Origin of the sequence: Stenotrophomonas sp. SI-NJAU-1 (assembly GCF_020883215.1) — a bacterium.
Classification (GTDB): Bacteria; Pseudomonadota; Gammaproteobacteria; order Xanthomonadales; family Xanthomonadaceae; genus Stenotrophomonas; species Stenotrophomonas indicatrix.
In genome coordinates, this window is record NZ_CP086598.1 from 1463361 (window position 1) to 1483025 (window position 19665).

The window sequence follows — 19665 nt, forward strand, 5'->3', positions numbered from 1 at the left end:
GTGAAATTTTTTGTCTCCTGCGCCAAGGGCCTGGAATACCTGCTTGCCGATGAGCTGTCGGCCCTGGGCCTGGAAAAGGCCACCGCCACCATTGCCGGCGTCAACGCCGATGGAGAACTGGAGCAGGCGCTGCGGATCGTGATGTGGTCGCGGCTGGCCAGCCGCGTGCTGTGGCCGATCGACGAATTCGAATGCCCGGACGAGCAGGCGCTGTACGACGGCGTGCGTGCGCTGCCGTGGCACGAACACATCAAGCCGGAGATGACCCTGGCGGTGGACGCACATGTGTCCGGCGACAAGATCACCCATGCCCGTTTCGCCGCGCAGCGGATCAAGGACGCCATCGTCGACCGCATGCGCGACGAAGGCCTGGAGCGCCCTTCGGTCAACACCGACCTGCCGGACGTGCGCGTCAACCTGTCGCTGCGCAAGGGCCGCGCCTCGCTGTCGATCGACCTCGGCGGCGGCCCGCTGCATCGCCGTGGCTGGCGCGGTGCGGCGCATGACGCGCCGTTGAAGGAAAACCTGGCTGCCGCGCTGCTGATGCGCGCGCAGTGGCCGCGCCTGCACGCTGCCGGTGGCGGCCTGCTGGACCCGATGTGCGGCAGCGGCACCCTGCTGATCGAAGGCGCGCTGATGGCGGCCGATGTCGCCCCCGGCCTGATGCGCCATGGCAGCCTGCCGCCGAGCCGCTGGCTGGGCTTCGACAAGGTCGCCTGGAAAACCATCCAGAGCGAAGCGCGTGATCGCCAAGCGGCCGGCCTTGCCGCGCTGAAGCCGGTCATCCACGGCAGCGACATCGACCCGGTGGCGATCCAGGCCGCGCGCGAGAACGCCGAAGTTGCCGGCGTCGCCCATGCCATCCGCTTCACCCGCGCCGATGTGGCTGAGCTGCCCACCCCGGAGCAGGAGATCGGCGCGGTGGTCTGCAACCCGCCGTATGACGAGCGCCTGGCCGCCGATCCGGCGCTGTACCGCAAGCTGGGCAATGCCCTGCAGAAGGCCGTGCCGCAGTGGCGCGCCAGCCTGCTGTGCGGCAATGACGAACTGGCCTTCGCCACCGGCCTGCGTGCGGGCAAGAAGTACCAGATGTTCAATGGTGCGCTGGAATGCGCACTGATCGTCTGCGATCCGATCGCGGTGGCGGGCCGCGACCCGGCACAGGTGCGCGAGCTGAGCGAAGGCGCGCAGATGGTGGCCAACCGCCTGCGCAAGAACCTGAAGAAGTTCAAGAGCTGGCGCGCGCGCGAAGGCATCACCTGTTTCCGTGCCTACGATGCCGATCTGCCGGAATACGCAGCGGCCATCGACGTGTACGAGGAGGATGGCGGCCAGCGCCGCACGTTCCTGCATGTGCAGGAATACGCTGCACCGGCCGCGATTCCCGAGAACGACGTGCGCCGCCGCCGCAATGAACTGCTGGCCGCTGCGCGCGAGGTGTTCGGCGTGCCGCCGGAACAGGTATCGATGAAATCGCGTGAACGTGGCAAGGGCGGCAGCAAGTACGGCCGTTTCGAGCAGCGCGATGAGTTCCTCGTGGTGCGCGAGAACAACGCGCTGCTGCAGGTGAACCTGTTCGATTACCTGGATACCGGCCTGTTCCTCGACCATCGCCCGCTGCGCCGGCTGATGGCCGAGCAGGCGCGTGGCAAGCGCTTCCTCAACCTGTTCTGCTACACCGGCGTGGCCAGCGTGCAGGCGGCGGTGGCCGGTGCGGCCAGCACCACCAGCGTCGACCTGTCGGCCACCTACCTGCAGTGGTGCTACGACAACCTGGCCTTGAACGGGCAGGGCGGCAATCAGCACCTGCTGGTGCAGGCCGATGCGATGGCCTGGCTGGAAGGCGATCGCGGCCAGTACGACGTGATCTTCTGCGACCCGCCGACGTTCTCCAACTCGGCCCGCGCCGAGGACTTCGACGTACAGCGCGAGCAGGTGAAGATGCTGCGTGCGGCCGTCGCGCGACTGGCGCCGAACGGCGTGCTGTACTTCTCCAACAACTTCCGCCGCTTCAAGCTGGAAGAGAACGCCATCGCCGAATTCGCCCAGTGCCGCGAGATCAGCGCCAGCACCATCGGCCCGGATTTCGAGCGCAACGCGCGCATCCATCGTGCGTGGGAGCTGAAGCGCCTGGCGTGACGCGTCGCCGGGCATGGCCCGGCGCTACCCACGTGCGCGCAGAACGGTAGCGCCGGGCCATGCCCGGCGAGCGTGGGTCCGGTAGATCCACGCCATGCGTGGATGCGGTCCACCGCACGGGTTACAACAGCGCCACCACCAGCCCGATCACCGGCAACGCGATCGCCAGCGGCGCGATCCATTGCGGCCGGTACGGGTACAGCGCGAACGCCAGCACGATTCCACCCACGGTGAGCGCGCCGAGCCACAGCACCGGGCCCATCGCCCAGCCGTGGTCGACCACGCACAGTGCGAAAGCCACCGTCAGCAGCACCCAGCCCAGCACCCGCCATTGCGTGCGCCGTGCCGGTGATGCCGCGGATTTGCCGTGCAGTTCCTGCTGGTGCTTTTCCATCGCCAGCGACAGCGCGGTGAACGCTGTGAACGACAACCCCAATACCAGCAGCATCATGCGCTGGCCTCCGCTTCCACTGCATCGGCCGGTGCCTTCGGCGCTGCAGCGGCCGCCGCGCGTTTCTTCTTCTCGGCGGCAGTCAGCGGCGGCGTCCAGCGCTGCATGCGCCAGCCGCACAGGGCCAGCATCGCGCCGAAGGCGATCATCGACAGGTCAAAACCGGCCAATGCCCAGTCACCGTTGAACAGCGTCACGCCCAGGTGCGCGTGGGTGGTCAAGGCGTTGACCACCGGAATCAGCGCGAACGCGGCCGCGCCGATGTACAGCTGCCACGCCCACATCATCCGCTTGGGCCAGATGAAGGCTGCCAGCAGCGAGGCGCCCCACGCGTAGAAGAACACGTTCGCTTCGGCGTTGGAGCGCTCGGCCAGGCCCAGCGGCAGCAGGCGGTTGCCCCAGAAATAGGCGGCAAAGGCGATCGGCAGACCGGCCACGGCGCCGATGTTCAGTGCATCGACCAGGCGCAGGCCGAAGCCGGTGCGACCGCTCTTGGCATGCTTCGGCCGCTCCTTCACCGCCCACAGCACCACGCCGCTGGCCACCATCAGGCAGCCGGTCAGGCCGGACAGGAAGAACAACGCGCGCAGGCCCCAATCGGCGAAGCGGGCCAGGTGCAGGCCATACAGCACGCCACGGGTGGCGGTGGCGCCACCGGAAGGCGGCGTTTCCTGCAGCAGCGCGCCAGTGACCATGTCATAGCGCAGCGCCGGGGTATCGATGGACAGGCGTTTGCCATCGCGCTGGCGGATATCGATCACTGCATTGGCGGCACCGGGATTGGCAACGCTGAAACCGGCGACCTCGGTGCCGTGCCAATGCGTGCGGGCGCTGTCCAGCAGCTGCCGCAGCGGCAGGGGGGCTGCCTTGCCTTCGGCGGGCGCGGTGACCTCGGGCAGGCCACCAAAGGCCTCCGCGTAGAACGCATCCTGGTCGGTGCCGTAGGCCACGTTCACTCCCCACGGCAGGTACATGATCATCAACGTGACGATGCCGGTGTAGGTGATCATCGCGTGGTAAGGCAGGGCCATCACCGCGCTGACGTTGTGGAAGTCCAGCCAGGAACGCAGGCCCTTGTCCTTCCGGAAGGTAAAGAAGTCCTTGAAGATCTTCTTGTGGGTGATCACGCCGGTGATGATGGCCACCAGCATGAACATCGCGCAGAAGCCCACCAGGTAGCGCGCCCACAGCACGGGAATGTAGTGCAGGTCGAAATGCAGGCGGTAGAAGAAGTCGCCGCCACGTGTCTCGCGGGCCTTCAGCTCGGTGCCGGTGTTCGGGTCTAGGGTGGCATCACCGAAGGCGCCGCGTCGGCCCTTGCTGGGGTCGGCCAGCTCGGCCGGCAACCGCCAGAACATCTGCATGGCCGGATTGCGTGGCTGCGGCAGGGTGACGAACCAGCTCTCGGCCTGCGGTGCGTTGGCCAGCAGGTAGTCGGCCGCGCGCTGCGCCGCTTCGTCGGTGCTGACCGAGCTGCGCGGCAGCTCCGGGCGCATCCAGCGGCTGATTTCCTCGCGGTAGTAGCTGGCGGTGCCGGCCATGAAGATCAGCAGCAGCAACCAGCCGACCAGCAGGCCGGTCCAGGTATGCAGCCAGGCCATGGATTGGCGGAATCCATTCTTCATGCCCACGCCCCCAGCAGGCGCGAAATGCCGGCCATCAGCAGGGTGGGGGCAAGAATGCCGACCCAGGCACGCAGCGCGCTGCGCGTGGCGAACGCCCACAGCGCGGCGCAGGCGGCGACCAGGATCGCCAGCAGCATGCCGGTCAGCACGGCCTGGCCGCGCGCGCCCGGCAGCGCCAGCGCACAGAACACCGTGGTCATCGAGGCAAGCGCGTAGCCGCCGAAGATGGCGGCGAGGGATCGGGACAGCACGCCCCATCGCGGGTTGGCGAAGAAGGTGCTGAGGCGGGGGCTGGCGGTTGCGGGCGAGCGGTCCACGGCGGTCCTGCAGGTTGAATGAAGAGAAGGCCGGCGCACCGAAGCGCGCCGGGGTTGGCCATCCGTGGCCGGGTGCCGGTCGCAGAACCGGCACCATCCATCAGGTCATCAGAGTTTCCAGCGCAGCGTCACGCTGACGTTGCGGGGTTCACCCCAGTACACGCCCTGGTAGAAGCCGACGTTGTTGTAGTACTTCTTGTCCAGCAGGTTGCTGATGTTGAGCTGGGCGCTGAAGTTCTCGTTGAAGCGGTAGCCACCGGCCAGGTTCAGCAGGTAGAACGCGTCCTGGGTGATGCGCGCACTTTCGGTGCGGCCGGTGGTCAGGTAGTCGGCCGTCGGCTTGGTGCTGTTGTTCCAGATGCGGCTCTGCCAGGTCACGCCACCGCCCAGCCAGAAGCGGCCTTCGATGCCGCCCGGCCGCCAGCTGGTGTTGAGGCGGAAGGTTTCCTGCGGGGTGGTGGTCCGTTGCAGCACACCCGCGGCGTTGCGGATCCGGGTACGGGCGAAACCGGCCGAGATGTTCCACTGCTCGCCGATGCTGCCCTGGGTTTCCAGTTCCCAACCCTTCACCTTGTTGCCCTTGCCGGTCGAGCGATAGGCCTGGCCGCCATCGGGCAGCGAGTTCAGCGGCACCGAATCATCGATCTCGGCCACGTTGTCCTGCTTGCCCTCAAACACGGCGGCCGAGGCGTTCAGCAGGCCACCGAAGAATTCAGCCTTGACGCCAGCCTCGTACATGTCGCCGACCACCGGCTCAAGGTAGTTGCCGTTGCGGTCGCGGTAGTTCTGCGGCTTGAAGATGTCGGTGTAGCTGACATAACCGCTGAACATCGAATTGAAGTCGTAGACCAGGCCGGCATACGGGGTCAGCGTGTCGTCGGGCTTGTAGCCGGTGCGGGTGGTGCGGTTGCGGTTGCCGTTGGTGTCGTAGCCGTAGCCCCACTGGCGGGTTTCCCAGCTGCCATAGCGGGCGCCGACCACGGCCAGCAGCGGGTCGGCCAGGCGCAGGCGCGCGGCGATGTAGGCGGCGCGCTGGCGCAGCTCGTTTTCCGAGGAAAGACGGCCGTAGCGTGTCACCGGCAGGACCGGCACCTTGCCGGTCCAGTTGCGCCAGTCGGGAACCTGCATGTAGCCCGGTGCGCTGGTGTCGAAGCTGGTCGCTTCGGATTCGCCCTTGCGCACGGACTGGCCCAGCCCGAACACCAGTTCATGCTCGCGGCCGAACAGCTGGAATGGGCCGCCGACGTTGACGTCGAACACGTCCATCGTGCTGTGCTCGTTGAAGTGCGAGACGTAGGCGGTGACGCCGGTGCCGTCCGCGCGCGGGTAGCCGGCTGCGCCGTACCAGACGCTGCCATCGGTATCACGCACGGCATGGCTGACGTTGCCCTTCAGCGACCAGCCGCTGCCCAGCTGCTGTTCGAGGCGGGCGAAGGTGGTCTTTTCAATGATCGGCCATTCGCTCCACGACGCCGACAGATTGGTCGAGCGCGGCAGGTTGGCCGGGTTGCCGTCAGCACCCCAGTAAGGCACCACGCCCCAGGTCACGCCCGTGGTGTGCGGTGACTGGTATTCATAGCCCAGCTCGAACAGGGTGCTGTCGGTCAGGTCGGCCTGGACGATGCCGTAGAACACGTCCTTGTCGAGCTTGTAGACATCGCGGAACGAATCGCTCTGCTGCTTGGCCGCGACCACGCGTGCGCGGATGCGCCCGTCCCACGCCACGGGACCGCCCAGGTCGGCTTCCAGGCGCTGGTTGCCCCAGCGCCCCACGGTCAGGTTGCTGCTCATCTGGAAGGTGTCGGTGGGGCGCTTGCGCACCATGCTGATGGTGCCGGACGGATCACCGGCGCCCGTGGTCAGGCCGGTGGCGCCGCGGATCACTTCGATGCGTTCGTAGATGACGTTGTCGGTGTTGGTCTTGATCGACCCACCGAAGGTGTTGAGCATCCCGTCGATCTGGAAGTTCTCGATCGTGTAGCCACGCGATACATAGCTGATGCGCTCGCTGTCGGTGACCGACACGCTGACCCCGGTGACCTGGCCCATCACGTCGGACAACGAGAACAGCCCCATGTCATCCAGCCGTTGCCGGGTGATGACGGTGACCGACTGCGGCGTCTCGCGCAGCGACAGATCCAGCTTGGTCGCGCTGCGGGTGTTCTTCACCGTGTAGCCGTTTGCGATCTCGCCGTCAGCGGTCACCTTCACCGTGTCCAGCGTGCGCGCATCGGCAGCGAGCGGTGCATCGGCGTGGGCCAGCGGAGCGATCATCACAGCGGTCAGGGCCAGGGCCAGCAGGGTTGGGCGGGGAGTAATCAGGGGAGAAGCCATCGGTGCGATTCCATGCAGGACAAAAAACAGGCGATGGCAAACGCACCCATGGCGGCCATGCGCTCCGCGCACGTCACCCAGCGTGATTCCCATCGACGGTGCGCCACCTGCGGCAGGCAGGCGACCCAGTGGTCGGGGGATGTACACGGGCGAAGGGGCGGGTGGGCGCGTGCTTCCGTGCCCCGCTTGGCTAAGCGTACAACCGATCAGTAAATGATAGGCATTCGCATTTCGTTAAGCAAGTGTGACAGCCCCATTCGTCCCCGAACATGTGGATCCAGGCAGATCGAGGGAAACGGTCGAAGGCGGGGCGCTGTGGGTTTGCGGGGTGTGAGCCGCATGGATGCGGCGACCAAGCCCCCAGGGACGGGTTCACGGCGGCCCCGCAAACCCACAGCGCCCTGCCATCCCGCAGGAAACCAGCTGTGGCTGTTGCTCTGGATCGGGCCTCTGCGGGTGCCGGGCGCAGCCCGGCCGGGCCCCCCCCCTCAGAACCGGAACAGCACCGTAGCCGCATGCAGCAGCAGCCCGATCAGCCCACCCACCAGGGTGCCGTTGAAGCGGATGAACTGCAGGTCGCGGCCCACGCTCAGTTCCAGCTGCTCGACCAGATGACGCTCGTCCCAGCTCTTCACCGTCTGCGCGATATGGCTGGTGACGCCCTCGCGCAGGCGCCCGGTGAGCCGCTGCGCACCTTCCAGCAGGTGCTGGTTCAATGCCTCGCGCAACGCCGGGTCCGATTGCAGGCTGTCACCCAGCGAGGCCAGGCTGCGCTGCAGATGACCGACCAGTGCCGAATCCTCGCGCTGCAGATCGCCGCGCAGGCTGGCATGGATGCGCGACCACAGGCCCTGCACGTAGTCCTGCAGGGCGGGGTGGTCGATCATTTCCTGCTTGAGCTGCTCGATGCGCTCGGCCAGTGCAGGGTCTTCGCGCAGGCGCTGCACGTAGTTGCCCAGCCATTGTTCGTAGTCCTGGCGCAGCGGGTGCTGCGGCTCGGCCAGCACCTGCTGCAGTTCCTCAAGCACCGCGCGCGCCAGGCGTTCGGCAAGGCTGTCGCCGATCTCATCGATCGGCTTGACCCAGTTCACCGTGCTCGACAGCGTCGGCCATTCGCGCTGGATGTAGCGCACGATCAGCTGCGAGGCGCGTTCCTTCACTTCCGGCTGCTCCAGCCAGCGCCCCAGCCGTTGCAGGCCTTCGTCCAGCACGCGCTGGTGGCGGCCATCGGCGGTCAGCAGGCCCAGCAGTTCGCCGGCGGTGGCTGCGGCGTTCCACTGCCGCAGCTGCTGCACCACGAAGCTGTGCAGCTGCCGCCGCACCGCAGCTTCGTCGAAGAAGTCCAGCGCCTGCAGCGCCCAGCCACGGGCCATGTCGGCCAGCATCCGTGAACGCGCGGGATCGGCCAGCCAGCTGCCGAGGCGGCTGGCTGGATCGAATACCTGCAGCTTGGCCAGCAACACCGTCGGTTCCAGGAACTGGTCGCGCACGAACAGGGCCAGGCTGTCGCCGATGCGTTCCTTGCTGCGCGGAATGATCGCCGTATGCGGAATCGGCAGGCCCATCGGCCGCCGGAACAGGGCAACCACCGCGAACCAGTCGGCGAGCGCGCCAACCGCGGCGGCCTCGCAGAAGGCCGAGACCCAGGCCCAGATGCCACGCTCGCCCTGCCAGTGGCTGACCGCGAAACCGGCCAGCATCAGCAGCAGCAGGCCAAGTGCGAGGGTTTTCAGGCGCCGCAGCTGGGCGCGGCGCGGATCGATGGCAGACGTCATGCCCGAAGTCTACCCGCAGGCCGGTGAGTACCCGGTAGTGCCGGCCGCTGGCCGGCAACCCATGGACGTTGGTAGCACCTTGCAGCTGCCGGCCAGCGGCCGGCACTACCGGGGGATGCTCAGAGCGTTTCCAGCTGCCTGCGCAGATGGGCCAGCTGTGCGCGCAGGGTGTCGTTCTCGCGGGTCAGGGCAACCACGCGGCGGCGCAGCGCCGGGGCATCCTCGCCAAGCTGCTCCAGCGCGGCCAGCACCTCGGCATCGCGGCTGGCGATCTCATCCTCGTTGGCCTCTTCGAAGTCCATTTCCGCCGACTCCGGTTCCGGCTTCGGCGCACGCGGCTTGCGCTTGGACTCACGCACGCGCTTTGCAGCCTGCTTCAGTTCATCCTTGCCACCGGCAGCCGCCGCGCGCTGCTCTTCTTCCGGCAGGTCGGCCACGGCGGCGGCGGCGCTGATCGAGATCACGCCGGCCTTCACCGCTTCCACCACCTCGGCCGCAGCCTGGGCGTGGATGCGCTCGATCATGCTCACCTGGCTGGTGCTCAGCTTGGCTTCGCGGGCCAGTTCGGCGCGGCTGATCTTCGGCGCCGGTTCCCACGGTGGGCTGTCTTCGCCGGCCTCGTCGGCAGGCTCGGCGGTGCCGTCGCTTTCGCGCTGCAGCTGCGCCTGTTCGACCTGCTTGCGCGCGGACAGGATGTCGCGCTTGCGCAGGGCCAGCACGCCGCGCTGGAAATCGGAAACGCTGCGCCGGCCCAGGTGCTGCTCGATCATCCACAGGTGCACGTCTTCCATGCTCTGGAAGCGGGTGTTCTGCACGGTGTTGAACGGCAGGCCATGCTTCTGGCAGATGCCGAAGCGGTTGTGTCCATCCACCAGTACGTCGCCCCACAGTACCAGCGCATCGCGGCAGCCTTCGGCGAGGATGCTGCGCTCCAGCGCCTCGTGTTCGTCGGCGGTGAGCGGGTCGATGTAGGCCTTGAGTTCTTCTTTGACGACGATGTTCATGGGCACGGCAACAGGCAGGAGCGGAACCGCCCATTGTACCCGCTCGCCAGCACCGGCCTGGCCTCAGGCGGTGGCCCGGATCATCTCGCCCAGGGTGCCGGTGATCTGGTCGATCTGTGCCTTGTCCACGATCAGCGGCGGTGACAGCGCGATGATGTCGCCGGTGCAGCGCACCAGCAGGCGCCCCTCGTGGAAGCAGCGGCGGAACACCTCGTAGCCACGGCTGCCGGGGGCATCCTTGCGCGGTGCCAGCTCCACCGCACCGACCAGGCCGAAGTTGCGGATGTCGATCACGTTCGGCAACCCCTGCAGGGCGTGCAGGCGCTCCTGCCAGTATTCGCCCAGCTCGATCGCGCGCTCGAACAACCGTTCCTCGGCGTAGATGTCCAGCGTGGCCAACGCCGCCGCGCAGGCCAAGGGGTGGCCCGAATAGGTATAGCCATGGAACAGCTCGATGGCCTGTGGCGGACCCTGCATGAAGCTGGCATGCACGCTGTCGCCGACCAGCACGCCTCCCAGCGGCACCGCGCCGTTGCTGGCTCCCTTGGCGAAGGTCAACAGGTCCGGGGTGACCCCGAAACGCTGCGCGGCGAACGCCATGCCAACCCGGCCGAAGCCGGTGATGACCTCATCGAACACCAGCAGGATGCCGTGCTGGTCGCAGATCTCGCGCAGTCGTTGCAGATAGCCCGGCGCCGGCAGGATCACCCCGGCCGAGCCGGCGATGGGTTCAACGAACACCGCGGCAATGGTGGACGGATCGTGCAGGGCGATCAGCCGTTCCAGATCGTCGGCCAGCTCGGCGCCCTGGCGTGGCAGGCCCTTGCTGAACGCATTGCGTGACAGGTCCAGGGTATGCCGCAGGTAGTCCACGCCGCCGAGCTGCAGGCCGAACTGGCGGCGGTTGTTGGGCAGCCCGCCCAGTGCCATGCCGCCGAAGCCGACCCCGTGGTAGGCCTTCTCGCGGCTGATGAAGCGCGTGCGCTGTCCTTCGCCGCGCAGGCGGTGGTGGGCCAGCACGATCTTCATCGCTGAATCCACCGCCTCCGAACCCGAGCTGGTGAAGAACACGTGGTTCAACCCGGCCGGGGCCAGTGCCGCCAGCCGCGGCGCCAGGGCGAAGGCCGGCGGCGAACCCATCTGGAAGGCCGGCGAGTAATCGAGGGTGGCGGCCTGCTCGGCGATCGCGTCGACGATGCGTCGGCGGGCGTGCCCTGCATTGCAGCACCACAGGCCAGCGGTGCCATCGAGGATGGCGCGCCCATCGACGTCCTCGTAGTGCATGCCCTCGGCACGTACCAGCATGCGCGGCGCGCCCTTGTACTGGCGGTTGGCAGTGAACGGCATCCAGTACGCGTCCAGTGAATCGGGGCGCTGGGTGGCCAGGTCGTGCAGGTCGCTTGCAGGGGTTTTCATGCCGGCTCCGTCGGGTCCGATGGTTGCGACTCTAGCGCAGCCGCGTCACGGTTCTGTCGGCAGGCATGGCCCGGCGAGCGCGCAGCGCGGTCGCTCACGGTGGGGTCGCGGCCGCGCCGGTATAAACGAGGATCGTTGATTGCTGGAGCGACCCATGGCCGACTTCCCCGACCGCAGCCACTGGCAGGCCCTGCGCAGCCGCGTGGCGATTCCTGTGCAAGCGTTCATCGATGGCCGCTACGTGGATGCCGCCAGCGGCGCGCGCTTTGATTGCATCAGCCCGATCGACGGGCGCGTACTGGGTGCGGTGGCCGACTGTGATGCACAGGACGTCGAGCGTGCGGTGGCCTCGGCGCGCTGCGCGTTCGAGGCAGGCCACTGGTCGCAGGCCAGCCCCGCCCATCGCAAGCGCGTGCTGCTGGCGCTGGCCGCGCTGGTGGAGACGCACGCCGATGAGCTGGCCCTGCTGGAAACGCTGGACATGGGCAAGCCGATCCGCGATGCGCGTCGCATCGATCTGCCCGGCGTGGTGCGCTGCCTGACCTGGACCGCTGAAGCGGTGGACAAGCTGTACGGTGAAATCGCCCCCACCGGTCCGCACGAGTTGGGTCTGGTCACACGCGAGGCTGCAGGCGTGGTGGCGGCCATCGTGCCGTGGAATTTTCCGCTGCTGATGGCGTGCTGGAAGATCGCGCCGGCATTGGCGATGGGAAATTCAGTAGTGCTGAAACCCTCCGAGCGCTCGCCACTGAGTGCGTTGCGGCTGGCCGCACTGGCGGCCGAAGCGGGATTGCCGGACGGCGTGCTCAACGTGCTGCCCGGTCACGGCTCACGCGTGGGCGAGCCGCTGGCCCTGCACATGGACGTGGACGTGCTGGCCTTCACCGGCTCCACCGCTACCGGCGCCAGGCTGCTCGAATACGCGGGGCGCTCCAACCTCAAGCGGGTCTGGCTGGAATGCGGTGGCAAGAGCCCGCACGTGGTGTTCGCCGATGCGCCGGACCTGGATGCGGCCGCCAAGGGCGTGGCGCAGGGCATCTTCTTCAACCAGGGCGAAGTCTGCACCGCCGGTTCGCGGTTGCTGGTGCAGCGTTCGATCCGCGATGACTTCGTGCACCAGGTGATCGCCTACGGCCAACGCATGCAGCCCCGCCATCCACTGGAGGCCGATGCACCGATGGGCGCGCTGGTCGATGCCGCGCACGTCGACAAGGTACTGGCCGACATCGCCCGGGCCGAAGCCGATGGCGCGCGCCTGCTGCTGGGCGGCCAGCGTGCCGAGGTGGAGGCGGGTGGTTGCTATGTGCAGCCGACGGTGTTCGACCAGGTACGCCCGGAACAGGCATTGGCCCGCGAGGAAGTGTTCGGCCCGGTGCTGGCCGTGCTCGGCTTCGATGACGAAGCCGAGGCCGTGCGCTTGGCCAACGACAGTCGCTATGGACTGGCCGCCGGCCTGTGGACGCGGGATCTTGGACGCGCCCATCGCGTAGCCCGCCAGCTGCGCGCGGGCAGCGTTTGGGTGAACGGCTGGGATGGCGGTGACATGACGGCACCGTTCGGTGGCTACAAGCAGTCCGGCAACGGCCGCGACAAGTCGCTGCACGCCTTCGACAAGTACAGCGAGATCAAGGCCACCTGGATCCAGCTGTAAACCGCGCTACCGGCAGCTTGCACTGACCTGCAGCACCGCCTCGCGCAGCAACTGCCGGTCCACTTCCTCCACTGCGTTCTGGAAGTAGTGCATGTCCTGCTGGCCCAGCGTACACGGGTCAACCATGTAGCCCGGTGGCCAGGTGCCGAGCATCTGGGCAACACCCTGCAGGATCTGCTCGGGCGTCATTTGCCGGTGGATCCGGAAAGGTGGGCGACGGGGCGCGAACGCCGCATGCACCTCACGGCGGCCGATCAGCTTTGCGGCCACACCCTAGGCAGTGATGCCATCGCCACCATCGATGCTGCCAGCCGGCAGCCTCAGATTCAGTGGTTGGTTGCGCGCAGCCGCGCTGCGTTGCCGATCGACATGCGCTGAGCGCTGCTCGGCCTGCGCAGGAGGAAGCGCGGGGGCGTGCGAAACCTGGTGCGGCGCAGCCGACGGCCGTGATGCATCGACAACCTGAGGGCTCATCGACGGCGCTTCCGGCGGCAGCCAACGCAGGCTGATCCGCGAATTGTCGTGTGCGATCAAGGCGATGCGCCCCGCATGCAACAGCCACCACAGCATCAGCAGATGCACCAGCAGCACCACCAGCCATGCAGCCAGGCGAGGCAGCAGCGGGGAATCGGAGCACGACTGCGGGGCGGCAGAACCCATCGGTGAAGCATCCATGCAGGGACCGATGGTGCAGCGTAGCGGCCCCCCGGAAAGAATTCGTTGGCGTCGGTGTCGCCTGAAACCATTGCCCCGGCGGGGCGGCCAAGCGTGGCAGAATCGGTCGATCCGCCGTTACCCGCCTTGCCGATGTCGACGATCACCGCTGCCGCGCCACCCGTGAATTCTCCCCCCCGTGTCCTGCTGGCCAGCCTGATCGGCACCACCATCGAGTTCTTCGACTTCTACATCTACGCCACCGCCGCAGTGCTGGTGTTCCCGCACCTGTTCTTCCCGGAAAGCAGCGACCAGGCCGCCTTGCTGCAGTCCCTGGCCACCTTCGCGGTGGCGTTCATCGCACGCCCGGTGGGCTCGGCGGTGTTTGGCCACTTCGGTGACCGTATCGGCCGCAAGGCCACCCTGGTGGCCGCGCTGCTGACCATGGGCCTGTCCACGGTCGCCATCGGTCTGCTGCCCACCCATGCGCAGATCGGCCTGTGGGCGCCGGCACTGCTGGCGCTGTGCCGCTTCGGCCAGGGCCTGGGCCTGGGCGGCGAATGGGGTGGGGCGGTGCTGCTGGCCACCGAGAATGCGCCGCAGGGCAAGCGCGCCTGGTACGGCATGTTCCCGCAGCTGGGTGCACCGATCGGCTTCCTGCTGTCAGCCGGCATCTTTCTGCTGCTCGGTCGCTTTCTGGGCCAGGACGATTTCCTGCAATGGGGCTGGCGCATTCCCTTCGTTGCCAGCGCGCTGCTGGTCGGCCTTGGCCTGTGGGTGCGGCTGAACATCCACGAGACGCCGGATTTCAAGCGCGCGCTGGAGCGCAAGGCGCCGGTGCGCCTGCCGATGTGGACGGTGCTGCGCGACCATCCGCTGCCGATGCTGCTGGGCACGCTGGGTGCGTTCGCCACCTTCGTGCTGTTCTACCTGATGACGGTGTTCAGCCTCGGCCATGGCACCGCCGTGCTCGGCTACAGCCGCGAGCAGTTCCTGCTGATGCAGATGGTGGCGATGCTGTTCTTCGCCGCCGGCATCCCGCTGTCGGCGCGCTACGGTGATCGCTGGGGAACGCGCCGCACGATGGCCATCGCCAGCCTGCTGATCATCGGCTTCGGTGTGCTGTTCGCGCCTTTGTTCCAACCCGGCAGCCCGTGGCTGGTACTGACGTTCCTGTGCCTGGGCCTGTTCCTGATGGGGCTGACCTACGGCCCGTGCGGCACGTTCCTGGCCGAAATCTATCCGGTGGAAGTGCGCTACACCGGTGCCTCGCTGTCGTTCAACCTGGCCGGCATTCTGGGCGCAGCCCCGGCGCCGTACCTGGCGACCTGGCTGGCCGAGCGTTATGGGCTGGTCGCGGTCGGCTACTACCTGTGCCTGACCGCAGTGATCACCCTGTGCGCGCTGCTCGCCCTGCAGCGCCGCCAGCGCTGATCAGCCGAAGAAGCGCTTGAGCGTGCGGCCCAGCCAGCCGCCGCTCTGGTGCTCGCGGGCAAACTGGTTCAGGTGCTGCTTGACCTGTTCGGCATAGGCCTGGTCGTCGCCGCGGATGTGGTTGAACAGCCAGCGCGAGAGCATGGTGCGCAACTCGTCACTGATGTCCTCACCGGCCTGGAAGCGCATGCGGTATTCCGATACCCGCTTGATGAAGACCTCATGCACGCGCTTGTGCGCGGCACAGAATGGATAGCCCGCTTCTTCCATCAGCTCTTCTTCGAATGCGAAGTGCGACATGGTGTAGTCCACCACCTCGTCGATCACTTCGCCCACCGCTGCCCGCTGCAGGCTGGTCTGCGCCACGTGCAGGTGGTTGAGCATTTCGATGATGCGGCGGTGTTGCTGATCGATCACATCGATGCCGATGTTCAGATCGTCCTGCCAGACCAGTAGTGCCATCCCCGGCTCCCCTTCATGCTGATGTCGGGGCCGACTGTAGAGGCGCCGCCCACCGGCGGCGTTGATCTGGATCAAGGCATGCCTGTCAGGACAGCGCAGTCTCGCGCGGGCGCAGCGGGCTGGCCACCGTGGTGCAGCTGACCCGGTTGCGGCCTCCGGCCTTGGCCAGGTACAGCTGGCGATCGGCCTCGGAAATCAGCCGGTGCAGCGCATCACGCTGCGGCCGCAGGCAGCACAGGCCGATGCTGACCGTCATGCGCAGCGTGGCGGTGCCGATGTCCACTTCCAGCGCGGCGATGCGCTGGCGCAGCTCCTCGAAATAGAGCAGAGCTTCGTCCTGTTCCATGTCCGGCACCAGCAGGCAGAATTCCTCGCCGCCGAAGCGCGCGATCAGGTCCTGGCTTCGCGCGTGGTCGCCGACAGCACGGGCTACCGCGCGCAGCGCATCGTCACCCGCTTCGTGGCCGTGGGTGTCGTTGATGTGCTTGAAATGGTCGATGTCGATCATCGCCACCGCCACGCACTGGCCATGCAGCTGCAGTTGCGGCAGCTGGCGCTGGCTCTGTTCCAGGAAGCAGCGGCGGTTGGGCAGGCCGGTGAGGAAATCGCGGGTGGCCAGATCCTGCAGCGTGCCGATCAGTTCCAGCTGGTCCACATTCTGCGAGACACGGCAGAAGAACTCTTCACGCGAGAAGGGTTTGCGCAGGAAGTCATTGGCGCCGTTCTTCAGGAAGCGCGGAATCAGCGACGCATCGGTATTGCCGGAAATGCCGATCACCGCCACCTTGTCGCGCGAGCGCAGGGTACGCAGGCGGCGGGTGAACTCCACGCCCTGCATGCCCGGCATCTCCTGGTCGACCACGGCCAGGCGGATCGCCGGGTGCGCCTCGATCGCTGCCAGGCCTTCGCTGCCATCGGCCGCCTCGTACACCTCATGACCGTACATGCGCAGCAGGGCGGCGGCATAGCCGCGTGCGGACGGCGAGTCGTCCACCACCAGCGCGGCGATGCGCCGGTTGCGTTCCAGACGCTGCACCAGCCAGACCAGATAGTCGATGCTGCCCGGAGTGTTCTTCAGCACGTAATCGATGATCTGCTGCTGCAGCACGCGCTTGCGCAGGTCCTCGTCGTACACGCCGCTGACCACCACGGTCGGCAGGTTGCGCTTGAGGAAGAACTCGACCACCGCGTCGCGGTCGCCATCGGCCAGTACCAGCCCGGTCAGCACCAGGAACCAGCCGCCTTCTTCACTGAGCAGGCGATCGGCTTCGGCCAGCGAGCTGGCCACCACCACCGGCAGTTCCAGGCGCTGTTCGATGGCTTCGCGCAGCATGCCGGTGAAGGCACGGGAATTTTCCACCAGCAGGATGCGCTGCGGCAGCGGATCGGCCAGGTCGCCATCGACAGCGGCCTGCGGCAGGACGGGCATGATGCGGTGGCTCACGTGGGAGGGCTCGGCACCGATAGCGGCGGTTTCAGGTGCAACTTTAGCCGCGCAGGATAACCGGCACGCAGCGGGTGTGTCAGGCCGACGTTGGAATCTGCGGCTGCACACTGGAAATCGAGTCGTATACCGCAAGGCGGAGCCGATTGCTGCGGCAATGTACCGCGCCACCGTAGGCCTGAATCCGTCCGCTCAGGCGCTCGACGGCCTGGTGGGTCGTGTCAGTGGACAGCGCACAGCCACGGTCCAGCAGTGCGACGACCGCGACGATGCCACGGCGGCTACCGGCCGTGCCACACCGGGTCCGTACACAGATCTGGCCCGCCTCCAGTTCCAGCAGCAGCGAGACCGCCAGCATGCATGGGTTTCCGGTCGAGAACTGGCGCCAGATGAGGCAGCTGGTAGCGCAGACGGCTGACGGCGCAAGCCTGCCCGGCCACAGGTGGAAACTCAGCCCAATTGTCTTGTTGAATCGGTCCAAGGCTGAGCCTCACTTGCTCCGGGGCATAATGCCAAGCTCCGGTGCGGACACAATCCGCGGAGGAAGGGACGTGCAATTGCTGCGATTGCATTGAGCGCCTGCAGATGTGCCGGTAGACGATGCCTGATCTTCAGCAGCGGACGAAATTATCCAGATCGCTTCCGGATGCGTGCTGCTCTGTATCAAGGGGGGGCAGTAGACATATAGTGGCCCTTGCTTGCCCGGGAGCGGCAAGAGGTCGTGTGGCGGGGCGTCGACGTGGGTGCCCGGCTCAACCAGGTGGGTGTTTCATCGCGCTCATCATTATTTTCTACCGAGGAGGAAAAAATGCGAGTAGCTAATGCTGGGGTGGCGTTGGGAGCGGTCATTGCCGCTTGCCTGCCGATGTCGGCCTGGGCGCAATCCGACGATCACGGTATCCGTATGAGTCAGCGGGGCCTGGGGGAGGCATTCCCTGCAACGGTCAATCTGAGCCAGGATCCTGCGTGGCAGGTTTACGGTTTCCAGCGTGATGGCATTTCCTATTTTCAGGTGAATGACCTCGCTGGTCGCGTGCAGCTCATCATCGGCAATGCCGGTGGCGTTTTCTGGGTACTCCCAGCCGGCGATGCGCGGTTGCCCGTATCACTGCCGGGCCAGTCGTTGCCCGTGCCAGGCAGTGCAGTCCGTTCGCTGGTCTATCGCGGCAACGGTTTCGTGCTGGTGCGCTACAGCGCTGGTACGAGCGTGGTCTGGGCTATCGAAACGCAGTAATCATGGGTCAGCAGGGGACGAGCGTCGCCTGCTGGTCGACTGGTTTCAGCCAACCTTTCGTCAGCTGCACCCATACACCGGGCACGCCGGGGTGACTGGGATCAGAGTTTTGCCTGCTGCTGTTTCCAGGCAGGAAAGGCTACGCGGGAGCCAAATGAATTCCCTTCGGGGATTCGCGCCGTGTCGTGGTGCCTGACTCTACCAATACCATCACAATGCGGTTGTGGCGGCAATGGACGGAGCCACCAAACGCCAGCGCACGCCCGGCCAACCGTTCCCTGACCAGGTTGGCGGTGGTTCCAGACAATGCGCGATGCCGATCCAGCAGCGAGGCTGTCATGACAATTCCACGCTGTTGCCCAACGCTGATGCAGCGCGCCCGCACGATGACCTGCCCGGATTCGCTCTTCAACAGCAACGACACGGCGTCGATGAGACTCCGGTATGCCGTCAGCTGCAGGTCGAGGCTGAGCCGGCAGGGGTCACCGGCTAGGCGCGGTTCGGTTACACGGTGCGTGTCTATCCATGCCGAGCGCACGCCTCCGGCCTGCAGTGCGACATACAGTCCCAACTGCTCAAGTGCGGTGGGATACACCAAACTAGCCTGTTCGCGGAACAGCCGGGAGTGCACATTGGCCGTGTGCGTAAGGCTGCTGGCGATCGCCGAATGCCCGTGGCTGTTGAGCCAGTTGATGACTTCCGAAAGCGACAGGTCGATGCCATCACCCAGTTTACGCAGGTGAATTGCGCGCTCGCGAAGATCTGATTCGCTCGCAAGGTGCGAGCTGCGTGCGAGCTTGATGGCGTTCTTTTCGCCCACCTCACGGAGCTGATAGCGCCGGTGGTAGTGGCTGATGCGGGAGCCGAGCAGCAGCAGCGCTACACCCGTAATGGCCATGATCTGCTGTGTCGTAAACGTTGAAGCATCGAAGGCCGCTGCATAGGGCTTCGGCGTAGTCAGGCCAATGATCAGATTCAACGCGGGCACCCCGATGGCCGCACCGCGCCAGCCGTGCAAGCACGTCAGAGCAATTGCTGGAAGGCCCATCAGCAGCTGCAGGGAAGTCCTGAGTGTACTGGCCTCGGTTGGAATCAAGGATGCGGTAACGCCAAGAAGTGTCATCGTTGACAGTGCTACGGCGGTGGGTCCTGTGGAAATGGTCCTCCAGAGTGGTTCGGTGTTGCGCTTCGCCCAAAGCAGCGCGAGCGGAGCCACAGTAAGTATGGCAATGAAATCACCGACGCTGAAACGAACTGCACGGGAGAGGAACGCGAGCGCGGAATCTGCAGGTGGCATTGGCCAAAGCAGTTGGGAGAAGCTCACATTCAGAAGTGTGACCACGATGGAGGACAGCAATGCAATGGCGAGCAGGCGGGCATTGACCGAGTTCGCGATCATCCTGCGGCCCCAATAGGTGATGAACATCACCGCAGGCATCAGAGAGACCGAAGCAAGGACGGCCCAGGTCACACCATACTTCTCGATCATTGGATACCGCATCTGCGCGAAGTAGGCATACTCGCCCAGCAGCAGATAAGGCCAAAGCCGAGGTGGGCAGAGCAGTACCGCAGCAACGCGTACGCCGGCGGGAAGATAGAACTGATCAAGCGAGAGCTGCCGTGTGGCCCAGCAGGCAATCGCGTACAGCACAGCCAAGGCAAGTCCTGCCGGATGGATGCGCAACTTCAGCTGCAGGCCTTCATTCCACCAGTTCAATCGCACTA

At 66.3% G+C, this 19665-nt stretch carries 16 protein-coding genes and 1 pseudogene; 4 read left to right on the forward strand and 13 right to left on the reverse strand.

The window, feature by feature from the left end:
- Positions 1-2139 carry a bifunctional 23S rRNA (guanine(2069)-N(7))-methyltransferase RlmK/23S rRNA (guanine(2445)-N(2))-methyltransferase RlmL gene (gene rlmKL, locus LMF57_RS06745; RefSeq protein ID WP_229291134.1) on the forward strand — a complete coding sequence of 713 codons (2139 nt, stop codon included), beginning with the start codon at positions 1-3 and terminating at the stop codon, positions 2137-2139.
- A gap of 121 nt (positions 2140-2260) precedes the next feature.
- On the opposite strand, the gene LMF57_RS06750 is transcribed toward rlmKL, so the two are convergent.
- The 7 genes from LMF57_RS06750 to LMF57_RS06780 form a co-directional block, all read right to left on the reverse strand.
- Complete coding sequence (locus LMF57_RS06750) at positions 2261-2590, reverse strand: DUF3325 domain-containing protein (RefSeq protein ID WP_229291135.1); 330 nt, start codon at positions 2588-2590, stop codon at positions 2261-2263.
- A complete protein-coding gene (locus LMF57_RS06755) occupies positions 2587-4215 on the reverse strand; it encodes a PepSY-associated TM helix domain-containing protein (RefSeq protein WP_229291136.1) in 1629 nt (542 codons plus the stop codon). Before LMF57_RS06755 ends, LMF57_RS06750 begins: the two co-directional genes overlap by 4 nt.
- Positions 4212-4532, reverse strand: a complete 321-nt coding sequence (locus tag LMF57_RS06760; protein ID WP_025875358.1) for a DUF3649 domain-containing protein — start codon at positions 4530-4532, stop codon at positions 4212-4214. Before LMF57_RS06760 ends, LMF57_RS06755 begins: the two co-directional genes overlap by 4 nt.
- A 108-nt stretch (positions 4533-4640) precedes the next feature.
- Positions 4641-6866, reverse strand: coding sequence for a TonB-dependent siderophore receptor (locus LMF57_RS06765; RefSeq protein ID WP_099842209.1), 2226 nt, complete (start codon positions 6864-6866; stop codon positions 4641-4643).
- 488 nt (positions 6867-7354) lie between these two features.
- Complete coding sequence (locus tag LMF57_RS06770; RefSeq protein WP_208082183.1) at positions 7355-8641, reverse strand: DUF445 family protein; 1287 nt, start codon at positions 8639-8641, stop codon at positions 7355-7357.
- A 119-nt stretch (positions 8642-8760) separates the two neighbouring features.
- Complete coding sequence (locus tag LMF57_RS06775) at positions 8761-9645, reverse strand: plasmid replication/partition related protein (RefSeq protein WP_117309942.1); 885 nt, start codon at positions 9643-9645, stop codon at positions 8761-8763.
- Positions 9646-9708: 63 nt separating this feature from the next.
- Positions 9709-11061 (reverse strand): aspartate aminotransferase family protein, encoded by a 1353-nt coding sequence (locus LMF57_RS06780; protein ID WP_208082184.1) that lies wholly within the window; start codon positions 11059-11061, stop codon positions 9709-9711.
- A 154-nt stretch (positions 11062-11215) separates the two neighbouring features.
- Between LMF57_RS06780 and LMF57_RS06785 the strand changes: the two genes are divergently transcribed.
- The gene (locus LMF57_RS06785; RefSeq protein ID WP_229291137.1) at positions 11216-12712 is read left to right on the forward strand and encodes an aldehyde dehydrogenase; all 1497 of its coding nucleotides are present in this window, start codon (positions 11216-11218) and stop codon (positions 12710-12712) included.
- Between the two features lie 6 nt (positions 12713-12718).
- Here LMF57_RS06785 and LMF57_RS20170 read toward each other — a convergent pair whose 3' ends face one another.
- The gene (locus tag LMF57_RS20170) at positions 12719-12901 is read right to left on the reverse strand and encodes a hypothetical protein (protein WP_235204640.1); all 183 of its coding nucleotides are present in this window, start codon (positions 12899-12901) and stop codon (positions 12719-12721) included.
- Positions 12902-12985: 84 nt separating this feature from the next.
- A complete protein-coding gene (locus LMF57_RS20175; RefSeq protein WP_324255958.1) occupies positions 12986-13372 on the reverse strand; it encodes a hypothetical protein in 387 nt (128 codons plus the stop codon).
- 147 nt (positions 13373-13519) lie between these two features.
- On the opposite strand from LMF57_RS20175, the gene LMF57_RS06795 reads away from it, so the two are divergent.
- Entirely contained in the window at positions 13520-14800 is a 1281-nt protein-coding gene (locus LMF57_RS06795; protein WP_229291138.1) for an MFS transporter, read from the forward strand.
- Here LMF57_RS06795 and LMF57_RS06800 read toward each other — a convergent pair whose 3' ends face one another.
- The 3 genes and pseudogenes from LMF57_RS06800 to LMF57_RS06810 all read right to left on the reverse strand — a co-directional run.
- Positions 14801-15262 (reverse strand): bacteriohemerythrin, encoded by a 462-nt coding sequence (locus LMF57_RS06800; RefSeq protein WP_025875341.1) that lies wholly within the window; start codon positions 15260-15262, stop codon positions 14801-14803.
- A gap of 85 nt (positions 15263-15347) precedes the next feature.
- On the reverse strand, positions 15348-16691 hold the full coding sequence (locus tag LMF57_RS06805) for a diguanylate cyclase (RefSeq protein ID WP_229291367.1): 1344 nt from the start codon (positions 16689-16691) through the stop codon (positions 15348-15350).
- Between the two features lie 94 nt (positions 16692-16785).
- Positions 16786-17064, reverse strand: a pseudogene (locus LMF57_RS06810) (hypothetical protein); the annotation flags it as partial.
- A gap of 381 nt (positions 17065-17445) precedes the next feature.
- Between LMF57_RS06810 and LMF57_RS06815 the strand changes: the two are divergent.
- The gene (locus LMF57_RS06815; RefSeq protein WP_229291139.1) at positions 17446-17940 is read left to right on the forward strand and encodes a hypothetical protein; all 495 of its coding nucleotides are present in this window, start codon (positions 17446-17448) and stop codon (positions 17938-17940) included.
- Between the two features lie 139 nt (positions 17941-18079).
- Here the strand turns inward: LMF57_RS06815 and LMF57_RS06820 are convergent, their stop codons facing one another.
- Complete coding sequence (locus tag LMF57_RS06820; protein WP_117309945.1) at positions 18080-19663, reverse strand: MASE1 domain-containing protein; 1584 nt, start codon at positions 19661-19663, stop codon at positions 18080-18082.
- Between the last annotated feature and the right edge of the window lie 2 nt (positions 19664-19665).

What these genes read in the sequence shown, in the direction of transcription:
- LMF57_RS06750 (WP_229291135.1), bottom strand. Translation starts at nt 2,590, where the DNA reads ATGATGCTGCTGGTATTGGGGTTGTCGTTCACAGCGTTCACCGCGCTG.
- LMF57_RS06755 (WP_229291136.1), bottom strand. Translation starts at nt 4,215, where the DNA reads ATGAAGAATGGATTCCGCCAATCCATGGCCTGGCTGCATACCTGGACC.
- LMF57_RS06765 (WP_099842209.1), bottom strand. Translation starts at nt 6,866, where the DNA reads ATGGCTTCTCCCCTGATTACTCCCCGCCCAACCCTGCTGGCCCTGGCC.
- LMF57_RS06770 (WP_208082183.1), bottom strand. Translation starts at nt 8,641, where the DNA reads ATGACGTCTGCCATCGATCCGCGCCGCGCCCAGCTGCGGCGCCTGAAA.
- LMF57_RS06775 (WP_117309942.1), bottom strand. Translation starts at nt 9,645, where the DNA reads ATGAACATCGTCGTCAAAGAAGAACTCAAGGCCTACATCGACCCGCTC.
- LMF57_RS06780 (WP_208082184.1), bottom strand. Translation starts at nt 11,061, where the DNA reads ATGAAAACCCCTGCAAGCGACCTGCACGACCTGGCCACCCAGCGCCCC.
- LMF57_RS06785 (WP_229291137.1), top strand. Translation starts at nt 11,216, where the DNA reads ATGGCCGACTTCCCCGACCGCAGCCACTGGCAGGCCCTGCGCAGCCGC.
- LMF57_RS20170 (WP_235204640.1), bottom strand. Translation starts at nt 12,901, where the DNA reads ATGACGCCCGAGCAGATCCTGCAGGGTGTTGCCCAGATGCTCGGCACC.
- LMF57_RS20175 (WP_324255958.1), bottom strand. Translation starts at nt 13,372, where the DNA reads ATGGGTTCTGCCGCCCCGCAGTCGTGCTCCGATTCCCCGCTGCTGCCT.
- LMF57_RS06795 (WP_229291138.1), top strand. Translation starts at nt 13,520, where the DNA reads ATGTCGACGATCACCGCTGCCGCGCCACCCGTGAATTCTCCCCCCCGT.
- LMF57_RS06800 (WP_025875341.1), bottom strand. Translation starts at nt 15,262, where the DNA reads ATGGCACTACTGGTCTGGCAGGACGATCTGAACATCGGCATCGATGTG.
- LMF57_RS06805 (WP_229291367.1), bottom strand. Translation starts at nt 16,691, where the DNA reads ATGCCCGTCCTGCCGCAGGCCGCTGTCGATGGCGACCTGGCCGATCCG.